Raw genomic sequence first — 5143 nt, forward strand, 5'->3', positions numbered from 1 at the left:
CCACCGTCGTGCTGCTCACCTGCACCGGGCTCGGCCTGGGCGCCCTGTACTTCCTGGTCGCCGCCGGCCTGTCGCTGATCTTCGGCCTGATGGACGTGCTCAACTTCGCCCACGGCGCCCTGCTGTCCGTCGGCGCCTACGGCACCTGGTGGGCGGCCTCCGGGCACCTGCCCGGCGCCGGCGCCGCAGGGGCGGGATTCGCCCTCGCCGTCGTCTTCGGCACCGCGGTGGGCACCGTCGCCGCCGTGCTGCTCGAACTCGCCGTGATCCGCCCGCTCTACACCCGCCCCCGCGAGCAGATCCTCGCGACCGTGGGCGTGGGCCTGGCCGTCCCGGCCCTGCTGTCCGCGATCTGGGGGTCCGACGCCCGGCCCTTTTCCGGGCCGAAGGCCCTGTCCGGAACCTTCGGCCTGCTGGGCGCCGAAGTGCCGCTCAACCGCCTGGTCCTGATCGCCGCCGCCCTGGTGGTGCTGGCCGCGCTCAAGCTGTTCCTCGGCCGCACCCGGCACGGACTCGTCGTCCGCGCGGGCGTGGAGGACCGGGCGATGGTCACCGCGCTGGGCATCGACGTGCGCAGGGCCTTCACCCTGGTCTTCGCCATCGGCGGTGCGGCGGCGGCCCTCGGGGGCGCCCTCGGCGGCCTCTACCTCGGCTCCGTGGACCCCGAACAGGGCACCTCGCTGCTCATCTTCGCCTTCGTGGTCGTCGTGACGGGCGGCATGGGCTCGCTCACCGGCGCCGCGCTGGCCTCGGTGGCCGTCGGCCTCGTCCAGCAGTTCGCCAACTACTACACCAGCGCAGGCCTCGGCGACCTCGCCGTCGTCGTCCTGCTCGCCGCCCTGCTGCTCGTGCGGCCGCGGGGGCTCGCCGGGAGGCTCGCATGACCACCGCCACCCAGCCGCGCGGCCGGGCCCGCACGGCGGATCACCCCGTCGCCACCCGGTCGGGACGGCTGCGGCGGGCCACCCGCTGGTGGCCCGCCCTGCTGCTGGTCGTCCTGATCACCGCGCCCTACAGCGCGCTGCCGCTGCCGGGCCTGCTCGACGGCCCGATCGGCGGACCCGGCAACCTCCAACTGCTCGCCCTGTGCCTGCTCTTCGGCGGCCTGGCCACGGGGTACGACCTGCTGCCCGGCCGGACCGGACTGCTGTCCTTCGGGCACGCGCTGTACTTCGCCGCGGGCACCTACGTCACCAACACCGTCATGCTGGAGGCGGGTCTGCCGTTCGCCGTGTCGGCGCTGCTCGGCCTGCTCGCGGGCGTGGTGCTGTCCGCCGTGCTCGGCGCGGTCGGCCTCCGCGTCAGCGGCATCGGGTTCTCCATGGTGACCCTCGCCTTCGCGCAGGCCGCCTCGATCCTGGTGCAGCGCGACCCCGGAGGCGTCACCGGCGGCGAGGAGGGCAGGGCCGCCCCCGCCGACCGGCTGCCCGGCTCGGTCGTCGGCATCGAGCACACCGCAAACCTGTACTGGATCGCCCTGGCCTACCTCGTGGTGGTGCTGGCCGTCGTGCAGTGGACGGTCCGCTCGCCCATCGGCCGGGTGTGGGAGGGCATAAAGGAGAACGAACGCCGGGTGGAGGTGCTGGGGCTGCGCCCGTACGGCTTCAAACTGGCCGCCTTCGTGCTGGCCGGCACCCTGGCCGCGCTCGGCGGCATCGTGTACCTGCTGCTGACCGGCGGCGCCACCCCGCAGACGACCACCTCCGACTTCACCCTCTCCCTGCTGGTGATGGTGGTGCTGGGCGGCTCGGGCACCCGGTGGGGTCCCCTGGCCGGCGGCATCCTCTACACCTGGGCCGACCACCGGCTCGGCGACCTGGCCGGCTCGGGCGCGGTCGCCGGCCTGCCCCCGGTGGTCCGGGTGCCGCTGTCGCAGCCGCTGTTCCTGCTCGGCGCGCTGTTCGTTGCGGTGATATACCTGCTGCCCGGCGGCGTGGCGCGGCTCCCGGCACGGCTGCGTGCCGCCCGTACGACCCGCGCCGCCGCCGTCCCCGAGGAGGTCCCGACGCCATGAGCCGCATCGCGGGAAACGACGCAACGGCCCGTCAGGTCCCGGGTGCCCCGGGGCACGAGGAGCTTCTCGTGCCGGTGCCCGGCGGACAGTTGGCCGTCGCGCGCTGGCCGGCCGGCGACCCGGGCGCGCCGGTGGTGCTGGCGCTGCACGGCATCACGGCCAACGGCCTGAGCTGGGCGCGTGTCGCCCACCACCTGGCCGGGCGGGTCACCCTGGTGGCGCCCGACCTGCGCGGCCGGGGCCGCAGCGGGCGACTGCCCGGCCCGTACGGCATCGCGGCGCACGCCGACGACGCGGCCGCCGTGGTGGACGCGCTGGGTGTGGAGCGGGTGGTGCTGACCGGCCACTCCATGGGGGCCTTCGCCGCGGCCCTGACCGCGGTGCGCCACCCGCACCTGCCGACCGGCCTGCTGCTGGTGGACGGCGGTGTGGGCTTCCCCGTCCCGGCCGGCCTGGACCCCGACGCGCTGATCACCTCGGTGATCGGCCCCGCCATGCGGCGGCTGTCGATGACGTTCCCGGACCGGGAGGCCTACCGCGCGTTCTGGCGGCGGCATCCGGCCTTCGCCGCCTGCTGGTCGCCGTGGGTGGACGCCTACATCCAGCGCGATCTGGTGGGGGAGGAGCCCGAACTGCGCTCCTCCTGCAGCCTCGAGGCGGTCCGCACCGACGGCGTGGACCAGCTCGGTGGGGAGGTGTCGGGCGCGGTGCACCGGCTGCCCCGTCCGGCCGTGCTGCTGTGGGCGGAACGCGGTCTCATGGACGAGCCGCGGGGCCTGTACGACGAACAGCGGCTCGCCGCCGCCGGCCTCGACCCCGAACTGGTGCGCACGCGGCTCGTCCCCGGCACCAACCACTACACGATCCTCCTCGGCGACGAGGGCGCCCGGATCGTGGCACAGCATCTGCTGGTCGCGACCGGCGTGTCGGGAACCGGAGAGCCGGGCGGCACGCCGTCACGGTGACCGGGCCGGCCGGCACCGTGACCCGCGCGCCGGAGCCGTGCGATACCGCGTGCGCCGCCCCGCCGTACGGCTCGGTCCCCGCGCGGCCCACGTGCGGGGCACAGACCCGCGCCGCGTGGGGGATCGCGGGTCACGCGCCCGCGCCCGACAACAGGTGCAGGCGCAGGGCGAGATGGAGTTCCAGCATCTGCTCGGGGGTGTTCCAGCCGGGGCCGAGCAGCGCCTGGATGCGGTCCAGCCGCTGCACGACCGTGTTCACGTGCACGTGCAGCTCCTCCTTCGCCCGGGTCAGGCTCCCACCGCAGCCGAAGTAGGCGCGCAGGGTGCGGACCAGCTGGGTGCCGCGCTGGGCGTCGTACTCCAGCAGCGGCCCCAGGGTGGCGGTGACGAAGCCGTCCACGTCGTGTCCCTCGCCCAACAGCACACCGAGGAAGCCGAGTTCGGCGACGCTCGCCCCGTGCCCGGCCCGGCCGAGCACCCGCAGGGCCCGCAGGCAGCGCAGGCCCTCGGCATGCGCGTCGGCGATGGCCCGCGGCCCGGCCGCGGGCCCGGCGCCGGCCACCGTGACCGGCTCGCCGGCCAACTGGCCGAGCTGCGCGGCGGCGGCGCGGGCCGCCTCGCCCGGCGCGGTGCCGTCGCAGGGGAGCAGCAGCACCACGGAGCCCTCGTGCTCCGCGCTGACGCCGCCGCACCCGAACAGGTACTGCACGGCGGCGTCGGCGAGCCGCTGACGGGCCGCGTCACCGGTCCGGGCGACGAGCAGGACGTGGGGCCGGGCGAGGTCGACGCCCAGGCGGCGGCCGCGGGCCACCAGGCCGGCCGGGTCCCGGTCGGGCGCGGTGAGCAGATCGGTGATCAGGTCGCCGCGGACGCGGTTCTCGGTCTCCGCGACCGAACGCCGCAACAGCAGCAGCAGAGAGGTCACGACGCTGCTGCGCTCGAACAGGCGCCGGTCGGGACCGTCCAGATCGGGCCGCCCGTACAGGACCAGACAGCCCAGCAGTTCCTGCCCGGCCAGCACGGCGCAGACCCAGCGCCCGTCACGGAACACCGCGTGGGCGGCCGCGCGTGAGCTCTTCGCCGCCTCGACCAGCGCCGCCGCCGCGGCCGCACCGCCGGGGTCCTCGGCGCTCCGCGGAAAGCCCCCGTGCTCGCCGACCGCGGTGAGCGGCCACCCGGAGCCGTCGTGGACCGCGACGTCCCCCTTCAGCAGACCGGCCACGGCGGCGGCCACGTCCGGGACGTCGCCGCCGCGCAGCACCAGATCGGTGAGCCGGTCGTGTGCCTCCTCGGCCCGCTGCATGGCGGCGGAGTGCTCCCGGATGACGGCGTTCGCCTCGGCCAGCTCGGCCAGTGCGGCGCGGGCGTCGGCCATGGCCTTCGCGGTGTCGATGGCGATGGCGGCGTGGTCGGCCAGCGAGCACAGCAGGGCGACCTCGTCCGGGGCGAAGGTGCGCGGCGTGCGGTCGGCGGCGAACAGCGCCCCGATGACCTGGCCGCCGCTGCCCGAGCCCAGCAGCAGCGGCACGCCGAGGATCGCGACCAGGCCCTCGTCCAGCACACCGGCGTCGATGCTGCCGGTGTGCACGAAGCGGTCGTCGGTGCGGTAGTCCGGGGAGGCGTAGGGGCGCGCGGTCTGCGCGACCAGGCCGCCGAGGCCCTCCCCCAGCTGCAGGCGCAGGTTCTGGAACAGCTCCGACACCGAGCCGTCGGTGACCCGCATGTAGGTGTCGCCGGCCTCCTCGTCGGGCAGCGTGAGGTAGGCCGTGTCGGTGCCCAGGAGCATCCTGGCCCGCCGGACGATGGAGCGCAGTACCGCGTCGAGGTCGCGCAGGGCCGCGAGGTCCCCCGCGGTGTCGAAGAGCGCGGTCAGCTCCGCCTCCCGGCGCCGGTGCTGCCGGAGCGTGCTCTGGACGCGCAGCGCGGCCTCGGTGGCCTGCTCCACCTCCGCGAGGTCCGGGGCGGCGGCGCCGCTGCGGCGCGCCTCGACGGCGACGGCACCGAGGTCCTCGGCAGGGGCGCCCGCGGCGAGGAGTTCGAGCAGCCGGCGCAGATGACGGGCGCCGGAGGTGGGCTTGTGCGACATGGCGGGCAACCGTTGCGAGGTCGTGGGCGGGCGGTGGATCCGGGGAACGGCCGCCCGACCTCGACGCGGTACTGCGCT

The 5143-nt window shown here is 75.8% G+C and carries 4 protein-coding genes; 3 read left to right on the plus strand and 1 reads right to left on the minus strand.

The features are described from left to right. From ACLU3S_RS35695 to ACLU3S_RS35705, 3 genes are all read left to right on the plus strand, one after another. A partial coding sequence (locus ACLU3S_RS35695; protein WP_413956127.1) for a branched-chain amino acid ABC transporter permease occupies nt 1-884 on the plus strand: 884 nt, incomplete at its 5' end. Beyond that, a complete protein-coding gene (locus tag ACLU3S_RS35700; RefSeq protein ID WP_413956128.1) occupies nt 881-2014 on the plus strand; it encodes a branched-chain amino acid ABC transporter permease in 1134 nt (377 codons plus the stop codon). The genes ACLU3S_RS35695 and ACLU3S_RS35700, both read left to right, overlap by 4 nt. Then, nucleotides 2011-2979: an alpha/beta fold hydrolase gene (locus tag ACLU3S_RS35705; protein WP_413956129.1), complete on the plus strand. Its 969-nt coding sequence runs from the start codon at nt 2011-2013 to the stop codon at nt 2977-2979. The genes ACLU3S_RS35700 and ACLU3S_RS35705 overlap by 4 nt, the downstream gene beginning before the upstream one ends. 130 nt (nt 2980-3109) lie before the next feature. Here ACLU3S_RS35705 and ACLU3S_RS35710 read toward each other — a convergent pair whose 3' ends face one another. After that, the gene (locus ACLU3S_RS35710) at nt 3110-5065 is read right to left on the minus strand and encodes a helix-turn-helix domain-containing protein (RefSeq protein WP_413956130.1); all 1956 of its coding nucleotides are present in this window, start codon (nt 5063-5065) and stop codon (nt 3110-3112) included. Nucleotides 5066-5143 lie beyond the last annotated feature (78 nt).

This window comes from Streptomyces sp. AF1A, assembly GCF_047340315.1.
Classification (GTDB): Bacteria; Actinomycetota; Actinomycetes; order Streptomycetales; family Streptomycetaceae; genus Streptomyces.

Bases quoted from the DNA above. Each gene is read 5' to 3' on its own strand.
- ACLU3S_RS35700 (WP_413956128.1), top strand. From the start codon at position 881: ATGACCACCGCCACCCAGCCGCGCGGCCGGGCCCGCACGGCGGATCAC.
- ACLU3S_RS35710 (WP_413956130.1), bottom strand. From the start codon at position 5,065: ATGTCGCACAAGCCCACCTCCGGCGCCCGTCATCTGCGCCGGCTGCTC.
- ACLU3S_RS35705 (WP_413956129.1), top strand. From the start codon at position 2,011: ATGAGCCGCATCGCGGGAAACGACGCAACGGCCCGTCAGGTCCCGGGT.